General features: G+C 62.8%; 21 protein-coding genes and 1 tRNA gene. 12 read left to right on the top strand and 10 right to left on the bottom strand.

The window, feature by feature from the left end; translation table 11 throughout:
• The first annotated feature begins 81 nt into the window (after nt 1-81).
• On the top strand, nt 82-525 hold the full coding sequence (locus tag V2I30_RS06605) for a PaaI family thioesterase (protein ID WP_330661299.1): 444 nt from the start codon (nt 82-84) through the stop codon (nt 523-525).
• Between the two features lie 104 nt (nt 526-629).
• Nucleotides 630-1,070: a 30S ribosome-binding factor RbfA gene (gene rbfA / locus V2I30_RS06600; RefSeq protein WP_330661297.1), complete on the top strand. Its 441-nt coding sequence runs from the start codon at nt 630-632 to the stop codon at nt 1,068-1,070.
• Here rbfA and V2I30_RS06595 read toward each other — a convergent pair.
• Together V2I30_RS06595 and V2I30_RS06590 are read right to left on the bottom strand one after the other, a co-directional pair.
• Nucleotides 1,067-1,663 carry a YceI family protein gene (locus V2I30_RS06595; RefSeq protein WP_330661296.1) on the bottom strand — a complete coding sequence of 199 codons (597 nt, stop codon included), beginning with the start codon at nt 1,661-1,663 and terminating at the stop codon, nt 1,067-1,069. The two genes, rbfA and V2I30_RS06595, sit on opposite strands and share 4 nt — an antisense overlap.
• A 44-nt stretch (nt 1,664-1,707) precedes the next feature.
• The gene (locus V2I30_RS06590) at nt 1,708-3,351 is read right to left on the bottom strand and encodes an AbgT family transporter (protein ID WP_330661295.1); all 1,644 of its coding nucleotides are present in this window, start codon (nt 3,349-3,351) and stop codon (nt 1,708-1,710) included.
• Nucleotides 3,352-3,493: 142 nt separating this feature from the next.
• Here V2I30_RS06590 and V2I30_RS06585 point away from each other — a divergent pair, with 142 nt between their 5' ends.
• The gene (locus V2I30_RS06585; protein ID WP_330661294.1) at nt 3,494-4,066 is read left to right on the top strand and encodes a thymidine kinase; all 573 of its coding nucleotides are present in this window, start codon (nt 3,494-3,496) and stop codon (nt 4,064-4,066) included.
• A 33-nt stretch (nt 4,067-4,099) separates the two neighbouring features.
• Nucleotides 4,100-4,825 (top strand): site-2 protease family protein, encoded by a 726-nt coding sequence (locus V2I30_RS06580; protein ID WP_330661293.1) that lies wholly within the window; start codon nt 4,100-4,102, stop codon nt 4,823-4,825.
• On the opposite strand, the gene glpD is transcribed toward V2I30_RS06580, so the two are convergent.
• Together glpD and V2I30_RS06570 are read right to left on the bottom strand one after the other, a co-directional pair.
• Nucleotides 4,779-6,341: a glycerol-3-phosphate dehydrogenase gene (glpD, locus tag V2I30_RS06575; protein WP_330661292.1), complete on the bottom strand. Its 1,563-nt coding sequence runs from the start codon at nt 6,339-6,341 to the stop codon at nt 4,779-4,781. The two genes, V2I30_RS06580 and glpD, sit on opposite strands and share 47 nt — an antisense overlap.
• 92 nt (nt 6,342-6,433) lie before the next feature.
• A complete protein-coding gene (locus V2I30_RS06570; protein ID WP_330661291.1) occupies nt 6,434-7,342 on the bottom strand; it encodes a hypothetical protein in 909 nt (302 codons plus the stop codon).
• 100 nt (nt 7,343-7,442) lie between these two features.
• Here V2I30_RS06570 and truB point away from each other — a divergent pair, with 100 nt between their 5' ends.
• The 6 genes from truB (at nt 7,443) to V2I30_RS06540 (ending at nt 14,089) form a co-directional block, all read left to right on the top strand.
• Nucleotides 7,443-8,417, top strand: a complete 975-nt coding sequence (gene truB / locus V2I30_RS06565) for a tRNA pseudouridine(55) synthase TruB (RefSeq protein ID WP_330661290.1) — start codon at nt 7,443-7,445, stop codon at nt 8,415-8,417.
• Nucleotides 8,418-8,429: 12 nt separating this feature from the next.
• Nucleotides 8,430-8,699: a 30S ribosomal protein S15 gene (gene rpsO / locus V2I30_RS06560; protein ID WP_330661289.1), complete on the top strand. Its 270-nt coding sequence runs from the start codon at nt 8,430-8,432 to the stop codon at nt 8,697-8,699.
• Between the two features lie 177 nt (nt 8,700-8,876).
• Entirely contained in the window at nt 8,877-11,180 is a 2,304-nt protein-coding gene (gene pnp, locus V2I30_RS06555; protein WP_330661288.1) for a polyribonucleotide nucleotidyltransferase, read from the top strand.
• 75 nt (nt 11,181-11,255) lie between these two features.
• Entirely contained in the window at nt 11,256-11,939 is a 684-nt protein-coding gene (locus tag V2I30_RS06550) for an MnmC family methyltransferase (RefSeq protein ID WP_330661287.1), read from the top strand.
• A 375-nt stretch (nt 11,940-12,314) separates the two neighbouring features.
• Entirely contained in the window at nt 12,315-13,013 is a 699-nt protein-coding gene (locus tag V2I30_RS06545; protein ID WP_330661286.1) for a Crp/Fnr family transcriptional regulator, read from the top strand.
• An 83-nt stretch (nt 13,014-13,096) separates the two neighbouring features.
• Nucleotides 13,097-14,089 carry a phosphatase PAP2 family protein gene (locus tag V2I30_RS06540; protein WP_330661285.1) on the top strand — a complete coding sequence of 331 codons (993 nt, stop codon included), beginning with the start codon at nt 13,097-13,099 and terminating at the stop codon, nt 14,087-14,089.
• A gap of 35 nt (nt 14,090-14,124) precedes the next feature.
• Here the strand turns inward: V2I30_RS06540 and V2I30_RS06535 are convergent, their stop codons facing one another.
• From V2I30_RS06535 to V2I30_RS06525, 3 genes are all read right to left on the bottom strand, one after another.
• Complete coding sequence (locus V2I30_RS06535) at nt 14,125-15,090, bottom strand: DUF481 domain-containing protein (RefSeq protein WP_330661284.1); 966 nt, start codon at nt 15,088-15,090, stop codon at nt 14,125-14,127.
• Nucleotides 15,087-15,611 (bottom strand): DUF1993 domain-containing protein, encoded by a 525-nt coding sequence (locus V2I30_RS06530; protein ID WP_330661283.1) that lies wholly within the window; start codon nt 15,609-15,611, stop codon nt 15,087-15,089. The genes V2I30_RS06535 and V2I30_RS06530 overlap by 4 nt, the downstream gene beginning before the upstream one ends.
• Nucleotides 15,612-15,683: 72 nt before the next feature.
• Complete coding sequence (locus V2I30_RS06525) at nt 15,684-16,403, bottom strand: GcrA family cell cycle regulator (protein ID WP_330661282.1); 720 nt, start codon at nt 16,401-16,403, stop codon at nt 15,684-15,686.
• A gap of 92 nt (nt 16,404-16,495) precedes the next feature.
• Here V2I30_RS06525 and V2I30_RS06520 point away from each other — a divergent pair, with 92 nt between their 5' ends.
• The gene (locus tag V2I30_RS06520) at nt 16,496-17,395 is read left to right on the top strand and encodes an ABC transporter permease (protein ID WP_330661281.1); all 900 of its coding nucleotides are present in this window, start codon (nt 16,496-16,498) and stop codon (nt 17,393-17,395) included.
• A gap of 141 nt (nt 17,396-17,536) precedes the next feature.
• On the opposite strand, the gene hspQ is transcribed toward V2I30_RS06520, so the two are convergent.
• Nucleotides 17,537-17,917: a heat shock protein HspQ gene (hspQ, locus tag V2I30_RS06515; RefSeq protein ID WP_330661280.1), complete on the bottom strand. Its 381-nt coding sequence runs from the start codon at nt 17,915-17,917 to the stop codon at nt 17,537-17,539.
• A gap of 237 nt (nt 17,918-18,154) precedes the next feature.
• On the opposite strand from hspQ, the gene V2I30_RS06510 reads away from it, so the two are divergent.
• Nucleotides 18,155-18,244: transfer RNA gene (locus V2I30_RS06510), tRNA-Ser, on the top strand.
• A 5-nt stretch (nt 18,245-18,249) separates the two neighbouring features.
• Here the strand turns inward: V2I30_RS06510 and V2I30_RS06505 are convergent.
• The gene (locus tag V2I30_RS06505; RefSeq protein ID WP_330661279.1) at nt 18,250-18,582 is read right to left on the bottom strand and encodes a PRC-barrel domain-containing protein; all 333 of its coding nucleotides are present in this window, start codon (nt 18,580-18,582) and stop codon (nt 18,250-18,252) included.
• 259 nt (nt 18,583-18,841) lie between these two features.
• Complete coding sequence (locus V2I30_RS06500; RefSeq protein WP_330661278.1) at nt 18,842-19,213, bottom strand: response regulator; 372 nt, start codon at nt 19,211-19,213, stop codon at nt 18,842-18,844.
• Nucleotides 19,214-19,216 lie beyond the last annotated feature (3 nt).

Raw genomic sequence — 19,216 nt, 5'->3', positions numbered from 1 at the left:
CGCAGCGCAGGGCGTTCGGGAAGGGGGACAGCAATCGCAGTCCCCTGGTGCGGTGCTCAAGCCCATGCCTGAGGGGGAATGATGGACTGGACCGACGCGTTCTCGAACGACGATCATAGCTCTCCGCACACGTCGCTGCTCGCCTCGGAGTTCGTCGGCTTCGACGAGGCGAGCCAGACCGCGACTATGCGCTTTACGGTGAAGCCGGAAATGTGCACCTGGCGCGGGGGTGTGCAGGGCGGTCTGGTCGCGGGCTATCTGGACGATGTGATGGGCTATGCGCTGGTCGCCGCGACCGAGGGCGAACTCGCGCCGCTCAATCTCGACCTGTCAATGAGCCTCATCCGTCTGATCCCGGAAGGTGCCGTCGTGACGGGCAAGGGCCGGGTGGTAAAGGCGGGACGCCGGGTGGTGTTTCTCGAAGGCGAATTGCTGGCCGAAGACGGGACAATTTATGCCCGCGCGACGTCCACCGCGCTACCCACGCCGCGCCCTTCGCCGACGCAAACCGGCATGAGCCGGTAGCGAGCGCTTTCGGCGCGAAAATGTGACTTCGCGCCGTGGCCGCGCCAGCCAAAGGCTGTTAGCTCTCACAGCCGGACCGGAGCTTTGAACAGGAGACGAGCCGCATGGCCCGCCGCAGCGATTTTACCGCCGAACAGCATTCGGTCCGCGTCCTCAAAGTGGGCGAGCGCGTGCGCCATATCCTGTCCGAATTGCTGGCGCGTCAGGAGGTGCATGACGAGGTCGTCAGCGCCTCGAACATCGCGGTCACAGAGGTGCGCATGACGCCCGATCTTCGCAATGCGACAGCTTATGTGAAACCGCTGCTGTCCGGCGGACCGGAACTGCAGGATGAGGAGGTGGTGACTGCTCTGCGACATAATACCGCTTTCCTCCAGCGCGAAGTTGCCAAGCGGCTCGGGCTAAAATTCGCGCCGAAGCTCAAGTTTCGCACTGATGAGAGTTACGCCGAAGCCGATCGGATCGAGGCGTTGCTGCGCGATCCCAAAGTGGCGCGAGATCTGGACGAGGGCGGCGAAGCGGAAGAGGACGAAAAGCCGTCCTAGCGCGGGATCATGCGCGCGCTCAGCTTGATATCGACAGTGTTGCCGACGATCAGCTGATAGCTGTCCATCCCGTAATCGCGGCGGTCGATCTCCATCTCGCCGCTAAATCTGACGGGCCGGCCTGTGGAAGCCGAAGGATCGCTGGCGAAGTCCACTGCGAGCGTTTCGCTCCGCGTTACGCCGCGCGCCGTCAGTTCGCCGGTGACGGTTCCGGTGGTTGGGGAACTCATGCTGAGCGAACGTCCGACGAAACGGATCGAGGGATAGCGCTCGACCCAGAAGAATTTTTCGCCGCGCAAACGCTTCAATGTCGTCTCGTCGGGCGCTTCGATTGCGCGGGCATCGAAGGTCACGTCGATCCGGGCGCGTTCGGGGGCGCCTGGCACGATCGTCACGTCGCCTTCCATCCGGGGGAAACGCGCGGTCTTGCTGGCGAGGCCAAAGAAGGAAACCTTCGCGGTAACGTCGCTGGCGCCGGCATCGAGATTGTAGCCGATCGGCGCGCTCGAATTGGCCGAGATGTCGCTATGATGGAGCAGCGCGAGAAGCGCGATCAGCAATAGGTGCAGCGTGCGGTTTTGAAGGGCGGACATGTCAACCATACGCGCGGAAGCTGCGATCGGTTTCCACCGCGGTCCTATCCGCCGCCTGGCAACGCATAGCCGACTGGCGCATCCGGCCCGAGAGGAATGCCGAGATAGAACCACACAACGATCAGTATCGTGCCCGAGGCGAGCAGCCAGATCGAATAGGGGATCATCATCGCGGTCAGGCTGCCGAGACCGAAGCTCGGCTGCCAGCGCTGCGCGAATACCAGGATCAGCGGGAAATAGACCATCAGCGGGGTGATGATATTGGTAGCGCTGTCCCCGACGCGGTAGGCCGCGGTTGCGCCTTCGGGGCTGACGCCGAGCAGCATCAGCATCGGCACGAGGATCGGCGCCAGCAGGGCCCATTTCGCGCTGGCCGAGCCGACGAAGAGGTTGAGCAGGCCCGAAAACAGCACCATCAGCCCGATCACTAGCGGCAGCGGCAAGCCGGTCGCCTGAATGCCAGCGGCGCCGTGCACGGCGGAAATGAGGCCGAGATTGGACCAGCCGAACATCGCCACGAAATGCGCCGCGGCGAAGGCGAGGACCAGGTAGTAGCCCATATCCTTCATGCTCTCGGACATCATGGCGACGAGGTCGCGGTGGTCCTCGATGGTGCCGACCGCGCGGCCATAAGCCCAGCCGCAGGCGAGGAAGAGGATGAAGAAGGCGGCGACCAACGACTGATAGAAGGGGCGCAGCTGGCTGTGGATCGAGCAATCGGCGGCGGCGAGCCCGTCGCAGGCGGACTCGTCGATGAGCGGGGTGCCGGGAGCGAAAACCATGAGTACCCAGAGGCCGACAATGCCCAGCGCGGCCAGGCCGGCGGCTTTCAAACCCTTCTTGGCGAGCGCGGGATCCCCTTTGGTCGGATCGGGGTCTTCCTCGCCATCGGGAGATGGTGCCATAGCGCCGCCCTTCCACGCGCCGAGGCGGGGCTCAATGACCTTGTCGGTCACATACCAGATGATGGGAAGGTAGATCAGCGTCATCGCGCTGATGAAATACCAGTTGCCGGCAAGGTTTGCGGTCCAGGCGGGGTCGAGCGCGCTCGCGCCGACGGCTTCTTCGGTGATGCCGAACAGCAGCGCGTCGAGCTGTCCGGGCGAAACATTCGCCGAAAAGCCCCCTGAAACGCCGGCAAAGGCGGCGGCAATCCCGGCCATCGGATGACGCCCGGCAGCGGCGAAAAGGATGCCGGCCAATGGGATCAGCACGACATAGCCTGCATCGGCAGCATGATTGCCGATCATCGCAACCAGCGCGACGACAGGGGTCAGCAACTTCTTGGGCGCGCTCTTCACCGCGCTTGCCATACCCGCGGCGAAGAAACCGGACCGTTCGGCAACGCCGGCGCCCAGCATCACGACGAGGACATAGCCCAGCGGGTGGAAGTGAGTGAAGGTCTTGGGCATCTCCACCCACAAACGCTGGATATTCTCCGCCGAAAGCAGGCTTACCGCCTCGATGCGCAGCGCCTGGCCGGTCTCCTCATCAAGGCTCGTCGGGTGGAGCGCGGACACGCCCAGCAATGCGCACAGGACCGAGATCGCGACCAGTGCGACGATCAGATAGAAAAACAGGAAAACGGGGTCGGGCAGCTTGTTGCCGCTCTTTTCGATCCAGCCGAGAAAGCCTGTCATCCGCTCAGTGGATTGTTCCGTGCTGGTCGCGCCTGCGGCCGTTGCCATGCTTCTTGTCCCTGTCGTCCGCTGATCCGAATGCGTGCGGGGTTAGCATCGCGCAACCGCCCTGTCACAGGCATTAACCGCCCGTTTTCTCAACAGGCAAGACGTGGCGAAAGCGCGCACAGGGCGATACGAAGCGCACGATATGGCCAAGCTCTATTTCTACTATGCCAGCATGAATGCCGGAAAGAGCGCCTCGCTGCTTCAGGCCGATTTCAACTATCGCGAGCGCGGCATGCGCACGATGATCTGGACCGCGGCGCTCGATACGCGCTCGGCCGGCATGGTGCGCAGCCGCATCGGGCTCGAGGCGAGCGCGCATCTTTATGACGGCGACACCGATTTGCGCGCGCGAGTAATTGCAGTCCACGAAGACGCACTGCTTGATTGCGTCCTGCTAGACGAGGCGCAATTTCTGACGTCGGCGCAGGTCTGGCAGCTGGCGGCGCTGGCGGACGAAGAGGGTATACCGGTGCTGTGCTACGGTCTTCGCACCGATTTTCGCGGGGAGCTCTTCCCAGGATCGGCCGTACTGCTCGGGATCGCCGATGCGCTCGTCGAACTGAAGGCGGTGTGCCACTGCGGGCGCAAGGCGACGATGAACCTGCGGGTCGATGCGGCAGGACAGGCGATCGCCGAAGGCGCGCAAACCGAGATCGGCGGCAACGATCGCTACGTCGCCCTGTGCCGCAAGCATTTTCGCGAAGCGCTCATGTAGCCGACACTGGTTTAGCTGCGGAGCGCCACCCATATGAGCGCCATGCCCGATTCGCTCGCCTTTGCGCTCATGGTCATCCCCTGCATCGTCGTTGCCATCGTCTTTCATGAGGTCGCGCATGGCTACATGGCGAAGGCGCTGGGCGATCCGACCGCGAGCGAGCGGGGGCGCCTGACGCTCAATCCCATCCGCCATGTCTCGCCGGTGGGCACGCTGTTGGTGCCGGGCGCGCTGATCGCGCTGGGCGGACCGCCTTTCGGCTGGGCGAAGCCGGTTCCCGTAAATCAATGGCGGCTGTCGAACCCGCGCTATGGGATGATGGCGGTCGCGGCAGCAGGTCCGGGGATCAATTTCGTGCTCGGGACGATCGGCGCGGCGCTGCTGGGCCTGTTCGGAGAGGCGGTGGGCCTCGTGCCGGGGCCGGGCGGCCTGGTCTTCATGGCCGATGCGGATGGCGCCTCGCTCCCGATCGAGACCGCGCTCGTCTATTTCGTTCTCATCAACCTGTTTCTCGGCTTGTTCAACCTTCTGCCGATCCCGCCTTTCGACGGTTCGCATATCATCGGCGGATTATTGCCTGGCCGGCTGCGACATTATTGGACGCGGTTGCAAGGGGTGGGGATGGTGCTGATCCTGGGCGTCATCGCCTATAGCTGGATTTTCGGCACCGGCTGGCTCGAAGCCACCGTGCTGCCGGTGCTCGACTTCGTCCTCACGGGGCTGTTCGGCCTGTTCGGCTACAATCCGCAACTGTTCTAGAGCCGATATAGGGCGCAGGCACGTTCGCCTCGAACCAACGTGCGACCTGGGCCTGCGCTTCGTCCGACAGATGGAGATACAGCTTGCTGCGCCGGCGAAGCACATCCTCGCTGGTTTGCGCGAATTCCTCGCGCACGAGATATTCGAGTTCGCGCGCCGTGAGACCAGATCCGAAATGCTCGCCGAGATCGCCGGGTCCACTCGCATCCCCCAGCATATCCCCCATTCGCGTGCCATAGGCGCGGGCGAAACGCAGCACGGTTGTCGCCTCGAGCCAGGGAAAGCGCCGCGCCTGTTCGGCAACGAACCGGTCGAAGCGCAGCGGATCGATCGCGCCGCCGGGCAGGGGCTGCTTTGCCGTCCATGACGGCCCGGAAACGCCCAGTTTTCTAAGCGCATGTTCGGCGAGTTTGCGATAGGTCGTGAGCTTGCCGCCAAAGATCGAGAGTATGCGCGGCGCGCCTGCGCCCGGGCCCTCGTCGAGTTCGAATTGGTAGTCGCGCGTTACCGTTGCGTTGGAGGAGGCCTTGTCCTCGTAGAGCGGACGCACTCCGGCATAGCTCGCCACTGCCTGCCCGGGCGAAAGCGGCGCGCCGAAATATTCGCTTGCCGCGTCGCAGATATAGGCCGCTTCCTCCGCGCTGATGTCGATACCCGCCGGATCGCCGGTGAATAGCACATCGGTGGTCCCGACGAGCGTGAAGGCGCCTTCATAGGGGATCGCGAAGAGAATGCGGCCATCGCGGTTCTGGAAGATGTAGCAATGCTCGCCCTCGTAAAGGCGCGGGAAGATCAGATGGCTTCCCTTGACGAGGCGCAGATTCGCATGACGCTGGTCCGGCAAAGCTTGTTCGAGCACGGTGTCGACCCAAGGCCCGGCGGCGTTTATCACGTCGCGGGCGGTAATCGTCTCCTCCCCGCGCGAGGTGCGCACGGTCGCCGTCCAGACGCTTTCGCCGCGATCCAAGGCCACGCAGCGGGTGCGCGTGCGGATGTGGGCTCCGCGCGCCCGTGCATCCATGCAATTCAGCACCACGAGGCGTGCATCCTCGACCCAGCAATCGGAATATTCGAAGCCCTTGCTGAGCCGCTCCTGCAGAACCCCCACATGAGACGGGACGGTGAGATCGACCCCCGACGTAGCGGGCAGCAGGCGGCGTCCGCCGATATGGTCGTAAAGGAACAGGCCGAGCCGCAGCATCCATCGGGGCCGCAATCCGGCATCGTGCGGCAACACGAAACGCAGCGGCCATATGATGTGCGGAGCGATGGCGAGCAGCCGCTCGCGCTCGATCAGGCTTTCGCGCACCAGCCGCAGCTCGCCATGCTCGAGATAGCGCAGGCCGCCATGGACCAGCTTGGTCGAGGCGCTGGATGTGGCCGCGGCGAGATCGTCCTTCTCGACGAGGCAGACCGACAGCCCGCGCATCGCCGCATCGCGCGCGATACCGGCGCCATTGATGCCGCCGCCGATAACGAGCAGGTCGTATGGGGGAGGGACGGAAGGGAGGGACACGCGGCGGGGAGACCTTGGGGAGGGCGGAAAGAAGACCCGCCTGCTGCACCTTCGCCGCGCGCCTATCAAGCCCCGGTGCCGATCTCTGCCGTCTAACCGGGGCGGGCCGAACAAGATGGCTCGCGGCTTCCTTCGTCCTTTTCCTTCCCGAACAGCATCAGCGCGGTCTCGTGCGAGGTACGGTATTTCTCACCGATCAACTCGGCATAGGTGCTCACATTGTCGAGCGCGCTTTCCAGGCAGGTAAGGAACCCATCGACAATCCTTTGCTGGTCTTCGCCTGATGGTACCGTTTCGCTCACCCGCGCGACATAGCCGCGAATGATGTCGTCGCGCTTCGGGCGGGCATTTCGCGCATCGTCGCCCGGCAGTTTGTCGATCACATCGAGCACGCCGAGATGTTCGAGCAGGGAAGCGCCGGGGAAGGGGTCCTGTGCTGCGAAATCGTGCGCGATGACGGGGTCACAGTTCCAGTCGTGCAGGCGGGCGAGGTCGCAGGCGGGATCGAACGTATAATACCAATAGGGCGTGCCGCTCTCCGGCACCGGTGCTGCGAAATGGACGAAGCCGCGGCGCATCGTATCGTAGAACAGCTGGAAGCCATCGTAATAGATGTGGTGCTGGAGTTGGGCGAAGAGGCTTTGAAAGACCTTTGCCGGGTCGCGCAGCACGACATGCCATTCGACCGCGTCGATCCCCGCAATATCGCGCGCCTTATCGACGGCGCGCAAAGGCCGCTCGTCGTAAAGTGCGCCTTCGAGGTCTTCGGACGAGAAGATGATCGTGTCGCATCCCTTCTCCGCAGCGCGCTGCGCCATGGCGCGGATGGGCTCCGCATCACCTTGAAGCACGCGCCAGGCGGCATGGTGATGCGCCGGATAACCTTCTTGCCATTCGTAATAGATCCCGCGTTTCGCCAGCGCTGCGTGATGGTCGTTCAAGACGTGCTGGAGATAGGTCGAGCCCGTCTTGTGGAGGCCGGGATGGATGATAAGCCGCATAATAGCGCGGCCTTGACATCACCGCGCCTAACGCCTGCATCACATGCATATCAGAACCATTGCGTAGCCGGTCGCACGCGCGCTAGGCGCCGGGGCACAGATGACGCATGGATGGATCATCCTCGACAAGCCGCGCGGGCTCGGTTCGACGCAAGGTGTCGCCGCGGTAAAGCGCAATCTGCGCGAGGGCGGCTATCCGAAGGTGAAGGTCGGCCATGGCGGCACGCTCGATCCGCTGGCCGAAGGGGTGCTGCCGATCGCGCTTGGCGAAGCGACCAAGCTGGCCGGGCGCATGCTCGATTCCGACAAGGTCTACGATTTCACGATCCGGTTCGGCGAAGAGACTGACACGCTCGATACCGAAGGCGAGGTGACGGCGCGCAGCGAAGTGCGCCCAATGCGTGCCGCGATCGAGGCGGTTTTGCCGCAATATACCGGGCCGATCGAGCAGGTGCCGCCGGCCTTTTCGGCACTCAAGGTCGATGGTAGGCGCGCCTACGATCTGGCTCGGGCAGGCGAGAAGGTGGCATTGACGACGAGAGCGGTGACCATTCACTCGCTATATATCTGTCATTTCCGCGAAGGCGGGGACCTGGGGTCGCACAGCTCCGACCAGGCCGCCCTGGGTTCCCGCGTTCGCGGGAATGACAGTGAATTGGAAGAGATCACCCTTACTGCGCACGTTTCCAAAGGCACCTATATCCGCTCCCTTGCACGGGATATCGCGCTTGCTCTTGGAACCGTCGGTTACGTTACCTATTTGCGTCGCACGAAGGCTGGCCCGTTCCATGCGCAGCAGGCGATTTCGCTGGACAAACTCAACGAAATCGGCAAGGGCGCGCCTCTATCCGACCTCCTCCTGCCGCTAGAGGCGGGGCTGGACGACATCCCGGCCCTCCACCTCGATCAGACAGACGCGCAGGCGGTCCGCCAGGGCCGGGTCCTGTCTGAACTGCCCCAACCATCCGGGCTCTATTGTGCGATGCTGGACAGCGTTCCGGTGGCGCTGGTGGAAGTCGAGGACGGGACCGCGCGCGTGGTCAGGGGCTTCAACCTACCCGATGTCGCTGAGTAGAAAGAGAAAGTTATGTCGGTTACAGCCGAGAAGAAACAGGAAATTATTCAGGACAATGCCCAGGCCAAAGGCGATACGGGCAGTCCGGAAGTGCAGGTCGCGATCCTTACCGAGCGTATTCGGAACCTGACCGAGCACTTCAAGTCCAACCACAAGGACAATCATTCGCGTCGCGGCCTCCTAATGATGGTCAACAAGCGTCGCAATCTGCTCGCCTATCTCAAGAAGAAAGACGTCGAGCGCTACAACGCCCTGATCCAGAAGCTGGGTCTCAGAAAATAAGAGTTTTGCGAAGGGCGGTTCCAACGGGCCGCCCTTTGTCTATCCGGCTCCCAAGCAATTCGGCTGGGATCGGACAATGGGGGCGCGAATAGCCCCGCACCGGACCGGGCCGGTCTAACCCGGAAACTGTAGGCCCCGTGCGCGCAATAAGGCCGCGCGGGTCATAAAGGAAAATTCATGTTCGACACGAAAACCGTATCGCTGGAGTGGGGCGGAAAAACCCTCACTCTGGAAACCGGCCGTATTGCCCGTCAGGCAGACGGCGCGGTCCTCGCCACCTATGGCGAAACCGTCGTTCTGTGCGCGGTCACCGCAGCACGCAGCGTCAAGGAAGGGCAGGACTTCTTCCCGCTCACCGTCCACTATCAGGAAAAGTTTTCCGCAGCCGGCCGTATCCCCGGCGGCTTCTTCAAGCGCGAAGGCCGCGCGACCGAGAAGGAAACGCTCACCAGCCGTCTGATCGACCGCCCGGTGCGTCCGCTCTTCCCGGAAGGCTTCTACAACGAAATCAACGTCATCGCCCAGGTCCTGTCCTACGATGGCGAGACCGAGCCCGATATCGTCGCGATGATTGCGGCATCGGCTGCGCTTACCATCAGCGGCGTTCCCTTCATGGGCCCGATCGGCGCAGCGCGCGTCGGCTTCACCAATGATGGCGAATACGTCCTCAACCCGACCGTCGCGGACGCGCTGGGCGAGGATGGCCGTCTCGACCTCGTCGTCGCAGCGACGCAGGACGCGGTGATGATGGTCGAGTCCGAAGCGAAGGAGCTGACCGAAGACGAAATGCTCGGCGCGGTAATGTTCGCGCACGAGGAAAGCCGCAAGGTCATCGGTGCGATCATCGATCTCGCCGAACAGGCAGCCAAGGATCCGTGGGACCTGGACCCGGTCGAAGACAAGTCGGCCGTGCTGGAAGAACTGCGCGGTCTGATCGGCGACGACCTTACTGCCGCCTACAAGATCACCGACAAGAGCGACCGCCGCGACGCGATCGATGCCGCCCGTGCCAAGGCGCGCGAGCATTACGAGAAGCTCGATAAGGAAGATCCGGGCGAATATCTCGGTCGCCTCAAGCTGGTGAAGAAGCTCGAGAGCAAGATCGTGCGCCAGTCGATCCTCGAGGACGGCACACGTATCGATGGGCGCAAGGTGGATCAGGTCCGCCCGATCGAAGCCATGGTCGGTCTGTTGCCGCGCACGCACGGTTCGGCGCTGTTCACCCGCGGCGAAACGCAGGCGATCTGCACCACCACGCTCGGCACCAAAGATGCCGAGCAGATGATCGACGGGCTGGAGGGTCTCTCCTACTCGAACTTCATGCTCCACTATAACTTCCCGCCCTATTCGGTCGGCGAAGTGGGTCGCTTCGGCTTCACCAGCCGCCGCGAAACCGGCCACGGCAAGCTAGCCTATCGTGCGCTGCGTCCGGTTCTGCCCGATGCGGAGGAATTTCCGTATACGATCCGCGTCCTATCCGACATCACCGAGTCCAACGGCTCGTCCTCGATGGCGACCGTCTGCGGCGGCGCGCTTTCGATGATGGACGCCGGCGTTCCGCTCGCGCGTCCGGTGTCGGGCATCGCGATGGGCCTGATCCTCGAAGGCGAGAACTTCGCGGTTCTCTCCGATATCCTGGGTGACGAAGATCATCTCGGCGATATGGACTTCAAGGTGGCCGGGTCGGAAGAAGGCATTACGTCCTTGCAGATGGACATCAAGGTCGCCGGTATCACCAAGGAGATCATGGAAAAGGCGCTCGAACAGGCGAAGGCCGGCCGCGCGCATATCCTTGGTGAAATGGCCAAGGCGCTCACCGGTGCTCGCACCGAAGTTTCCAAGCACGCTCCACGTATCGAGACGATGCAGATCGACAAGTCGAAAATCCGCGACGTCATCGGTACGGGCGGCAAAGTGATCCGCGAGATCGTCGCCGAAACCGGCGCCAAGGTCGACATCGACGACGAAGGCACGATCAAGATTAGCTCTTCCAATGCCGATGAAATCGAAGCCGCGAAGAAGTGGATCGAAGGCATCGTCGAGGAAGCCGAAGTCGGCAAGATTTACACCGGCAAGGTCGTTAACATCGTCGATTTCGGCGCGTTCGTGAACTTCATGGGCGGCAAGGACGGCCTCGTCCACGTTTCCGAAATGAAGAACGAGCGTGTCGAAAAGCCGACCGATGTCGTCAGCGAAGGTCAGGAAGTGAAGGTCAAGGTCCTCGAGATCGACAATCGCGGCAAGGTTCGCCTGTCGATGCGCGTGGTCGATCAGGAAACTGGCGAAGAGCTCGAAGACACCCGCCCACCGCGCGAACCGCGCGGTGACAAGGGTGGCCGCGGTGGCGGCGGTGGTGGTCGCGGCGGGGATCGTCGTCGTGGAGGCGGCGGTGGCCGTGGCCGCGGTGGCGAGCGTGGCGGCAATCGTGACGGCGGTGGCAACGATGGCCCCGCAGCGATGCCCGACTTCCTGAAGGACTGACCCTTCCAGACAATCGAACAAGGAGGCCCGCCGGAAGCGATTTCGGCGGGCCTTCCTTTTGGCTAAAGGACCCATATGCTCAAACGCGAACTTATCGACACCGCTGAAATCGACGACGGGGAAACACTCGAACTCTATTCGCACGGTCGCGACTTCATGATCGTGCTCGGTCGCAACGAACTGATGAGCACGCGGATGCGGTTCTCGGAGGAGCAGCTGGCCGACTTGACGGTCGAGCGGCTCGAAGCCGACAACCCCCGTATCCTGATCGGCGGCTATGGCATGGGCTTCACCTACCGCGCCGCCCACGAAAGGCTCGGCGAGGGAGCTCAGATCGTTATCGGCGAGATTTCGCATTCGATCCTCGAATGGGCACAGGGGCCGATGGCCGAACTGACAGGTGACACGCTGTCCGACCCGCGCCTCGATCTGAAAATCTGCGACGTCGCCGCGCTTATCGACGATGCGATCGACGGGACCTGCGAGAAATTCGATGCGATCCTGCTGGACGTCGATAACGGCCCAGACGGCCTCGTGCGCGAGGACAACAACCGTCTCTACAGCCGCACCGGCCTTGGCAAGGCGCGCGATGCCTTGAAGCCAGACGGCATCCTTTCGGTCTGGTCTGCGGCGCCGGATCCGGCTTTTCGGCGACGGCTCAAGGAGGCAGGGCTGGATGTCGAGGAGAAGCGCGTGCGCTCGCGCCCCAACAATAAAGGCGCGCATCACATTATCTGGTTTGCGCGAAAGCGGCGCTGAGAGCCTTGCAGAGCCCCCAGCGCCGTCGGACCAAAATGGCCCACACCTCCCCCCCGGAGACGTGGGCCAAGTCGGCGGAAGGGGGTTTCCCTTCCGCACGGGCTGCACCTCCCGTGACGTGTCGATGGTCATGCCGCATCACCCCACAGGCATTCGATCGATGAAGAGGTTGTAAGCAAACACGGTGCCGCCCGCTGTGACGCGGGTCACATGGTTAAAATAAAATTGACCGCGACTGGCATGAGCGAGGGGCGGTGCGGCATCTCCGGCCTCGTTGGAGGCGCACGCTAGCGGTTGCGCCGATCGTTCCCCACTGCCATTCATGCATCTGCTGCGCGCTATCGCCGAGCGCGCGTCCTGCCGAAAGGGACGTTCTTGGACAGCCCGAAAGACGCCATCGCCAGCCTCGCTCCCGATAGCCTTCTGCGAGCGCTCGAACCGGCACAGCTCGAAGCACTGCTCGATCGCGCGAGCCCTCGCTCGCTAGAGGCCGGCGACACCATAATCGAGCAGGGCGACGAGGACGGCGATTTCGCGGTCTTCGTGCTGTCGGGCGGCCTCAAGGTCAGCTTCGTCTCCGCGGGCGGACGTGAAATCATTCTGAGCTATTGCCGACCGGGCGAACTGGTTGGCGAGATTGCGCTGCTCGACAGCGGACCGCGAACGGCGACCGTTACCGCAGCGGTCACGTCGAGCGTGCTCCTACTGCCCAGCCGTTCGTTTCTCGAAACGCTTATGGCGAATCCCGATTCGATGGTTCGCGTGATGCGCGAACTTGCCCAGCGTGTACGTCAGCAGAACCTCGTTATCGAAAGCGATCGCACCTTTTCCGCCGGACCGCGCCTCGCACTGGCCCTGGTGCGATTGATCGACCGCGAGGAAGGAGAGGGCCGGCTGCTTTACAGTCCCAGCCAGAGCGATCTCGGCGCCTTCGCCGGTCTCTCGCGCGAGAGCGTGAGCCGCCTGCTGTCCGAATGGGAAAACCGCGGAATCGTGTCGCGCGAAGGACGCGAATTGCGCATATGCGACGGTGAATATCTGAAGTTGATGGCCGAGTTCGGCGAGGAAGCATAAACGCAGGATTCTGTTGCAACACGCCCATCGCCGGAGCCTCGTTTACACAGCGTTTAGCAAGCCACACTAGGGCAGGACGCCTTATGGCGACCGTCCTCACTACGAAATTCGGCCGTTCGCTGGCGCGCGGGCTAAGCGAAGGCTTCGCTGCGCCGCTTGTTGTCATTGCGGTGTTCGCGGTAATGGTCGCCCGCGGTATCTGGCTGTTGCCGGAAGGTTATGACGGCACAGGCGGGATGACGACGACCTTCCTGTTTTTCATCGGCGTGTGGGCGATCGCGATGGCAGCGCGCTGCGCCGAACCGACTTCGAAACTCGCGGCCGGTGTCGTAACCTTCTGCCTGTTTTCGCTGCTGTCGATGATCGCCGCGCTTGCCGCGGCGGCCAATGCGATCGGCGGCGGAGAGTATATCGACCCCGAACTTGTGCGGATCGACGCGCTCCTATTCCCATTCTACGATTGGCAAGCGGTCGCGCTGAGCTTGCCTCGGTTCGAGACGCTCTATTGGGCAATGAACAAGGTGTACAACAGCCTGGAATGGCAGCCCGTCGTATTCATTCTGGCAGCAGCGTGGCTCGGGCAAGTCCGCGACATGGGTGCCTTCATCACGGCGTGGGGCCTGGGTCTCCTAGCCTGTATTGCGCCCTTTCACTGGTTCCCCGCGCTCTCGCCGGTGCCCTATTACGGCATCGGCCGTGCCGACCTGCCCGATCATATGACCGATCTTCCGTGGCGGTTCCTGCCGGTCATGGAAGGTATGCGCGATGGCTCCATTCGCGCTATCGAGACACAATGCCTTACCGGGATGGTAACCGTGCCGAGCTTCCACGCCTGCGCCGCGACGATCCTGGCCTGGGCGTTCTGGCGGTATCCGCTGTTGCGCTGGCCGTTTCTCTCTCTCAACATCGGGATGGCGCTCGCCGCGGTCCCTATCGGCAGCCACTACATCATCGACATCGTGGCCGGCATCGCAGTGGGGTTGCTGGCCGCCTATTCTGCGACGCTGCTTGGCCGCCTTCCTCTAGAAAAGCGGCGATCTGTCGCCCGGGCCAGCGCCGCGCTTGAACCCGCCTGAACCAGCTGTGCCTCAACCTTGGGTTTATTGCTCACTCAGAAATCGTAGATGATCGTGATCCGGCTCAGCGTATCGGTGCTCTGTGCGCCCGCGGGCGGGTTGCTGTCATATTCGTAGGCGTAGGAGAGCCGCGCGGAGAGGTTATCGCTGATCTTTGCGTTCAGGCCTGTGACGAGGTTCAGGCTTGTATTCGAACCGTCGACGATCGCAGTCGCCGACCCACCCGCTTCGGCGACGGCATCGGTGTCCTGGGTCAGCGTCAGACGCTCGGTGATCCGCCAGTCGAAGTCGAGCCCGACCAGCGCGGCGAGCGCGTCTTCGCTGCCGCCATCGACGAATTGCGTGATCCGGTAGGCCGGCCCTGCCTTCGCCGAGAGGGTTACGGCGTCATTGTCGAAGATCTGGTAGCCGAGCCCGCCCGAAACGGCATAGCGCGCCGAAAATCCTTGAAACCGGTCGCGCTCATATTGCGCCAGAGCGTAGAGAAACAGACGCTCGCCGAGTTTCAGATTGGGTTCGTAGGCGGCGAAATATTGCTCGCGGGTGGTGACGCCTTCGGTGCTTTGAAAGTCGGCCCGGGCGTTCACCTTATGTCGCCAATCGATCCCCTCGCGCGTCAATTGGATAGAGGCGGTCACGCCGGTGTTCTCGGCGTTCCCGCTGGCGGCGAAAGCGCCCAGTTCGCCGCGGCCGGACCAGTTGTCGAACAGCCCGGCTTCGCGAATGGCCTGCTGCTCGGCCAGAGCCTGCGCTGCGTTTGCGGCGGCGAGATCGTTCTCGTAGCCTGCGAGGATCGCGTCGATTTCATCCCCTTCGTCGGGATTGGTCGCGCGCGCCAGGTCAATCACCGTGCGCACCGTGTCCTCGTCGCCGCGCTCGATCGCTTCCTCGATCATCGCCCGGACGGATGCGGGGAGTTCGGCGTGAGCTGCCTCGAGCGGAAGGAGCGCGCCAACCACGGCAAGTGCAACGCAACCCGAAATGCGATATCGCGGGCTCACACCTGCCTCGCGCGGACCTGTCCGAGAAAATCGCGCTTGCCGATATTGACCCCCAGATGGCGGGCAATCGAGTAGGCGGCGCTGGCATGGAAGTAGAGATTGGGCTGCGCGAAGCTCAACAGGAAGTCCTCGACAGTGAAATCCATGCCGTTGTCCTTGAACTCGAAGCGCATGTCGCGCCCGATCCAGCTTTCCATTTCCTCTTCGCCGATATTACCGAGAAAGTCCCTGGCTGCGCCGAGTTTCGCCTCGAGCGCGGCGAAAGTTGTCGGCGGAGGGTTCAGGTCGGGCGAGTAGACGCCTTTGCGAACCGCTTCGATCGCGCCCTGCGAATGTTCCGCGACGCTTTTGATCTGGTAAGTGAAGGGCAGCATGTCCTCGATCAGCCGCGCTTCGAGGATCGTCGCATGATCGCAATCGCGGTCCGTGCACCACTCCTGGGTCTTGCGCAGAAGATGCGAGGCTGTGCCCAGCATTTGCATGGCGCTGGGGACGAAGGCGGCGTGAAGCGAAAGCGGCATGGGGGATGCTATCCTGACACGGGAAAGGACCCGACTGCCCAGCGGCAACCGGGTCCGGTAAGACATTATCGATCAGCGAACGCGCGGGCCGCCGAAGGGCAGCGGGGGCGGGGGGCGGCGCGCGCCGCGCGGCAACTGCGCCTGGTAGGCGCGGCCGCAATGTTCCACGCAATAGGGAAAGCCGGGATTCACAGCTTCGCCGCAGAAATGAAAGTCGGGCTCGCCCGGATGGCCCATCGGCCAGCGACACACCTTTTCCGAAAGATCGAGCAGAGAAGTCTTGTCGGCGATCTCCGGACTGGGTTTGGCCGGCACCAGGCGGCGCGGCGGTGCGGGCGGGATCGGGGCCTGCTGGTCGCCAGGGCCCTGGCGCAGGAACCCGCCGGGACCGACCGAGACGATCTTGGGAAGGTCGGGCGACGGGTTCGGGACGGGCTGCGAAGGCGCGCCGCTATTGCTCGCGCCGCCCGGGCTTGCGGCTGTTCCGGTCGAAGCCGCCGGTTTGGCAGGTGCGGGCGTATCCTGTTTCGCCTCGATCTGCGCGTTTGCCTTGACCGCCGGCTTGGCGCCCGCCTTCTTCGCCGCGCCGCTCTTGGCAGCGGGTTTGCGCGCGGCTTTTATCTTTTCGTTGGCTTTCACCGGCGACGGGCGCGACTTGAGACCAAGGCGATGGGCCTTCCCGATCACGGCATTGCGGCTCACACCACCCAGCTCATCGGCAATCTGGCTCGCCGTGGCGCCGCCTTCCCACATTTTCTTCAGCGTTGCGATCCGCTCGTCGGTCCAACTCATAAACTGTCTTTTCCTATCCTGCGCGCTCCTGACCCGAATGGGAGGGAGGGCAACTTGTCACATCCTGCCAGAGGCCTTAGGCGAATGCCGAGATGGCACACGAATTCACCCCGCCCGGCCTGGTAAGCGGCCCGCCGCCCGCCGACGATGCCGCGAAGGACATCGCCAAACCGCGCGCCTTTCCCGAACGCGGCGTGCCGGTCATAACCGGGGTAAACCGCGTCGGGCTCTTGGCGCTCTATATGAAGGAGGTGCGGCGCTTTCTCAAGGTCCAGACGCAGACGATCTGGGCACCGGCGGTAACGACATTGCTGTTTCTGGTGATCTTCACGGTCGCCCTGGGGAGGGGCGGACGCGAAGTGCTGGGCGTGGGCTTTGCGAGCTTCGTCGCGCCGGGACTGATCGTCATGGGAATGATGCAGAACGCCTTCGCCAATTCCTCTTTCTCGCTGCTGTCGGGCAAAATCCAGGGGACGATCATCGATCTTTTGATGCCGCCCTTGTCGCCCGGAGAATTGATGGCTGGCATCGTTGCCGCTGCGGTCACGCGGGCGGTGGCGGTAGGATGCACGGTGGCGCTCGCGATGTTGCTGTGGCCCGGCGTGACGCTGGGTATCGAACATGGCTGGGCAATCGCGTGGTTCGGGTTGATGGGCGCGGTGCTGCTCGCGCTGCTGGGTCTTGCGACCAGTATTTGGGCCGAAAAGTTCGATCACAATGCCGCGATCACCAATTTCGTCATAGCCCCGCTCTCGCTGTTGTCTGGCACGTTCTACGTCATCGACAACCTCGCGCCCATTTTTCAGGCGGTCAGCCGCGCGAACCCGTTCTTCTACGTAATCTCCGGCTTTCGCTACGGCTTTCTCGGCGAAAGCGACATCGGCTCTGACGCCGCAGTCCTGGCGGCCGCCGCCGGACTCGGAGTGCTCAATATCGCGGTGGCGATTGCCGTTTATCTGGTCCTGCGCTCGGGCTGGAAACTCAAGAGCTAGAAGAAGCGGATTAATCGGTCCGCCAGTTTACCCGCGAGGAAGCCTCGGTAGCGTGATGTGTCGGCTGTTCGGGACTGGCTGCGAGGATGCCGGCCACCGCGCACGGACGTCTGACGCAGGCGCTGTTTGAGAACCCCCCCCCTAGTGCGTCAGCGAACGGCGCATGCGGTATCGGCCGTCCTCGTAAGTCTCGAACAGTTGCGGGACTGTGGGATGATCGACCGGACCGCCTTTGCCATCGGCGACGAGATTACCTTGACTGACATAGGCGACGTAGCTCGATTCCTCGTTTTCGGCGAGGAGGTGGTAGAAGGGCTGGTCGCGCGGCGGGCGAATGTCCTCGGGGATCGATTCGTACCATTCCTCGCTATTCGCGAAGACCGGATCGACATCGAAAACGACACCGCGAAAGTCGAACAGGCGATGACGCACGACGTCGCCGATGCCGAACCGGCTGCGGGTCTGGCGCGGCGCATTGATGGTGCGTCCCGCTTGACTGGAAAAGAAGTGAGCGCGTTCCATAGCCTGAAGATATGGCGCTTTGTCCGCGCAAAACAAGCGAGTTGCGTCTTTCGAAGTCCAGATATGCCCGCATTTCGGGTTGCCATCACGTGCAGGGCGAAGCCGCACGCGGGCTGAACGGGGCTTGGCAAGGCAGGAACCGTGCGCTAACGGCGCGCTTCTCGTCGTCGGCCGGACCGGGTCGGCGCGCCATGATCCGCATTTCGAACACGGAGCGGCAGCGCAGGCGAGATACGCGGAGAGGTGCCGGAGTGGTCGAACGGGGCGGTCTCGAAAACCGTTGTGCTCTCACGAGTACCGAGGGTTCGAATCCCTCCCTCTCCGCCATTTCTTCAGCCCAAGATCGAAAACACCGATTGCCGGTATGGCACGTCCCATTCGATCTCGTCGCCTTCTTCGATCGTCGGCACAGCGCGCAGCACGTCGTCGCTGGCGTTGAGCACATAGCCCTCGAGAGTGGTATTGTAGTTCAGCGCATCCCAGGGGATCGGTCGATGCTCCTTCCCCATCCCGAGGAAGCCGCCGAAACTGATCACTACGACGCGCACCTGACCGGAGCGTTTCTCGATCCCGAGATATTCGACCTGGCCTATCTTCTGTCCCGTGGGCCGATAAACCTGCGTACCCTCGACCCTATTGGATGCGATCAGGTCGGACCGCGACACCCCCTCGTCTACCCTGCGATCGCGTGTTGGTTCGCTAAAGGAGGGTGTGACGTATTGATCTTGTTGCTGGCTTGCTCCGTTCGACATGGTCTTGTTTCTCTCGTCGTATTGATCGAAGGCGCGAGCATGTTCGATCGGCCGGTCTTCGGTCGCGTCTCCGGTAAAGGTTCGATTGTAAAGAAACGCCTAGGGTAGGACCGCCCGGCAGGCCTTAACTTTTGTAAGGTCCTCGCGGTTTCCCGTGCCTACGACTCGGGGATCATGCGGGACGCTTGCCCAATGTTGAGTCGATCGTCTCGATCAGCTTCGTGATCGACACGGGTTTCGACAGCACCGGAAGCTTGCGGAACTTCGGGTCGCTCGGTGGCAACTTGCTGTAGCCCGTCAAAAAGACGACCGGCACGTCCTGATCGAGCAACCAGTTTGCGAATGCGTGGCTGGTCCTGCCTTTGCCGAGATTGACATCCAGAAATGCGATGTCGGGCAAGTCGCCCTCCGATGCGGTTTGCGCAGTTGCCGTCGTTCCGAACGGTCCCTTCACGCAAAACCCGTGGCTGTTCAGCTCGTCGGCGAGCGCCATGCCGATGAGCATTTCATCATCGACGATCAGGACTGTTGGAGCTTCACCCAATTG

Origin of the sequence: Erythrobacter sp. (genome assembly GCF_036351135.1) — a bacterium.
Classification (GTDB): Bacteria; Pseudomonadota; Alphaproteobacteria; order Sphingomonadales; family Sphingomonadaceae; genus Erythrobacter.
This window is presented reverse-complemented; position numbering and strand designations above follow the sequence as displayed.

What these genes read in the sequence shown, in the direction of transcription:
- V2I30_RS06585 (WP_330661294.1), top strand. Translation starts at nt 3,494, where the DNA reads ATGGCCAAGCTCTATTTCTACTATGCCAGCATGAATGCCGGAAAGAGC.
- V2I30_RS06525 (WP_330661282.1), bottom strand. Translation starts at nt 16,403, where the DNA reads ATGAGTTGGACCGACGAGCGGATCGCAACGCTGAAGAAAATGTGGGAA.
- V2I30_RS06595 (WP_330661296.1), bottom strand. Translation starts at nt 1,663, where the DNA reads ATGTCCGCCCTTCAAAACCGCACGCTGCACCTATTGCTGATCGCGCTT.
- V2I30_RS06605 (WP_330661299.1), top strand. Translation starts at nt 82, where the DNA reads ATGGACTGGACCGACGCGTTCTCGAACGACGATCATAGCTCTCCGCAC.
- pnp (WP_330661288.1), top strand. Translation starts at nt 8,877, where the DNA reads ATGTTCGACACGAAAACCGTATCGCTGGAGTGGGGCGGAAAAACCCTC.
- V2I30_RS06570 (WP_330661291.1), bottom strand. Translation starts at nt 7,342, where the DNA reads ATGCGGCTTATCATCCATCCCGGCCTCCACAAGACGGGCTCGACCTAT.
- V2I30_RS06580 (WP_330661293.1), top strand. Translation starts at nt 4,100, where the DNA reads ATGAGCGCCATGCCCGATTCGCTCGCCTTTGCGCTCATGGTCATCCCC.
- rpsO (WP_330661289.1), top strand. Translation starts at nt 8,430, where the DNA reads ATGTCGGTTACAGCCGAGAAGAAACAGGAAATTATTCAGGACAATGCC.
- V2I30_RS06550 (WP_330661287.1), top strand. Translation starts at nt 11,256, where the DNA reads ATGCTCAAACGCGAACTTATCGACACCGCTGAAATCGACGACGGGGAA.
- V2I30_RS06540 (WP_330661285.1), top strand. Translation starts at nt 13,097, where the DNA reads ATGGCGACCGTCCTCACTACGAAATTCGGCCGTTCGCTGGCGCGCGGG.
- rbfA (WP_330661297.1), top strand. Translation starts at nt 630, where the DNA reads ATGGCCCGCCGCAGCGATTTTACCGCCGAACAGCATTCGGTCCGCGTC.
- V2I30_RS06520 (WP_330661281.1), top strand. Translation starts at nt 16,496, where the DNA reads ATGGCACACGAATTCACCCCGCCCGGCCTGGTAAGCGGCCCGCCGCCC.
- V2I30_RS06530 (WP_330661283.1), bottom strand. Translation starts at nt 15,611, where the DNA reads ATGCCGCTTTCGCTTCACGCCGCCTTCGTCCCCAGCGCCATGCAAATG.
- hspQ (WP_330661280.1), bottom strand. Translation starts at nt 17,917, where the DNA reads ATGGAACGCGCTCACTTCTTTTCCAGTCAAGCGGGACGCACCATCAAT.
- V2I30_RS06590 (WP_330661295.1), bottom strand. Translation starts at nt 3,351, where the DNA reads ATGGCAACGGCCGCAGGCGCGACCAGCACGGAACAATCCACTGAGCGG.
- truB (WP_330661290.1), top strand. Translation starts at nt 7,443, where the DNA reads ATGACGCATGGATGGATCATCCTCGACAAGCCGCGCGGGCTCGGTTCG.